At 36.7% G+C, this 300-nt stretch carries 1 pseudogene; it reads right to left on the reverse strand.

The features are described 5' to 3' along the window. A pseudogene (locus C1E99_RS14860) lies at positions 1-300 on the reverse strand (accessory Sec system glycosyltransferase GtfA); the annotation flags it as partial.

A 300-nucleotide genomic window follows, 5' to 3' on the forward strand; every position in this document is an offset into this window, starting at 1 on the left:
AACTTAGGCTGATTGTCTACAGGTGCATAGTATTCAGAGAACATTTTTGTATAACTAAAATAGTCTTTACGAATAAGTTTCCCTTTGGATAGGTATTCGACACGTTGCACATAGTCTGGGTAATCTTTTCTCAAAAAACCAACGGCTACAATGCCCTTTTCCTTATCTTCATAGCGGATAGAGTCATTGTTTTGTGAGATTTTAACCATGCCAGATGATAAACTCGATTCAAACTGACCAATGGTATAGGTTGTCGATCTGGTTTTCACATCAGTAAAAAATCCATACAGCCATACTACT

Origin of the sequence: Streptococcus suis, from assembly GCF_002964045.1 — a bacterium.
Lineage (GTDB): Bacteria > Bacillota > Bacilli > Lactobacillales > Streptococcaceae > Streptococcus > Streptococcus suis_U.